At 50.1% G+C, this 1,144-nt stretch carries 6 tRNA genes and 3 rRNA genes; all 9 read right to left on the minus strand.

The window, feature by feature from the left end:
* Positions 1–129 (minus strand): 16S ribosomal RNA (locus tag KNP85_RS15700); the annotation flags it as partial.
* 106 nt (positions 130–235) lie between these two features.
* Positions 236–311: transfer RNA gene (locus KNP85_RS15705), tRNA-Ala, on the minus strand.
* Between the two features lie 11 nt (positions 312–322).
* Positions 323–399, minus strand: a tRNA-Pro gene (locus KNP85_RS15710).
* Between the two features lie 7 nt (positions 400–406).
* Positions 407–483, minus strand: a tRNA-Arg gene (locus KNP85_RS15715).
* A 31-nt stretch (positions 484–514) separates the two neighbouring features.
* Positions 515–601: transfer RNA gene (locus KNP85_RS15720), tRNA-Leu, on the minus strand.
* 36 nt (positions 602–637) lie between these two features.
* A tRNA-Thr gene (locus KNP85_RS15725) sits at positions 638–713 on the minus strand.
* Positions 714–721: 8 nt separating this feature from the next.
* A tRNA-Val gene (locus KNP85_RS15730) sits at positions 722–797 on the minus strand.
* Positions 798–808: 11 nt separating this feature from the next.
* Positions 809–924 (minus strand): 5S ribosomal RNA (gene rrf / locus KNP85_RS15735).
* A gap of 99 nt (positions 925–1,023) precedes the next feature.
* Positions 1,024–1,144: ribosomal RNA gene (locus KNP85_RS15740) — 23S ribosomal RNA — on the minus strand; the annotation flags it as partial.

Genomic DNA, 1,144 nt, shown 5'->3' on the forward strand with positions numbered 1-1,144 from the left:
TACTCACCCGTCCGCCGCTCATTCCGTCGACTTCCCCCCGAAGGGTTCCGTCGATTTCCTGCGCTCGACTTGCATGTATTAGGCACGCCGCCAGCGTTCGTCCTGAGCCAGGATCAAACTCTCCAAAAAATTTGATATAGCTCTTTAAAAATGACGAAGCTTGCGCTTCATTCAAACATTGTAAAACTTTTTTTGCCTCATCGTTCAGTTTTCAAAGTTCGTCGGTTTAAAGAATTGGTGGAGCCTAGCGGGATCGAACCGCTGACCTCCTGCGTGCAAGGCAGGCGCTCTCCCAGCTGAGCTAAGGCCCCAAAAGTTATGATGGTCGGGAAGACAGGATTCGAACCTGCGACCCCTTGGTCCCAAACCAAGTGCTCTACCAAGCTGAGCTACTTCCCGAAATAGATGGTGCACCCTGAGAGATTCGAACTCCCGGCCTTTAGATTCGTAGTCTAACGCTCTATCCAGCTGAGCTAAGGGTGCGAGACGAATGAACTTTCATGGGATATTAAGATGGTACCGAGGGCCGGACTTGAACCGGCACGAGGAAACCCTCGCAGGATTTTAAGTCCTGTGCGTCTACCAATTCCGCCACCCCGGCAAGGTATAATTCATGCGGTAGACTATTTTAAAAAAATGGTGCCGGCGAAAGGATTCGAACCCTCGACCCTCTGATTACAAGTCAGATGCTCTACCAACTGAGCTACACCGGCAGGTGTAATGGTGGAGGATGACGGGATCGAACCGCCGACCCCCTGCTTGTAAGGCAGGTGCTCTCCCAGCTGAGCTAATCCTCCAAATATGTAATGCCTGGCAGCGTCCTATCCTCACAGGGGGAGACCCCCAACTACTTTCGGCGCTGAAACGCTTAACTTCCGTGTTCGGCATGGGAACGGGTGTGGCCGCTTCGCTATCGCCACCAGACATATATGAGATTAACATTATTTTAACATAATGTCAACTCCTTTTTAAGAGATTGTTCTCTCAAAACTGAAGACTCATCAATTCATCCAAACCTTAGACTAGATCAAAGCCTCGACCGATTAGTATCATTCAGCTCCACACGTCGCCGTGCTTCCACCCATGACCTATCTACCTCATCGTCTCTGAGGGGTCTTTCTTGATTGCTCAAAGGGAAATCTCA

This window comes from Exiguobacterium sp. s194 (assembly GCF_018618275.1).
In the GTDB taxonomy this organism is placed as follows: Bacteria; Bacillota; Bacilli; order Exiguobacteriales; family Exiguobacteriaceae; genus Exiguobacterium; species Exiguobacterium chiriqhucha.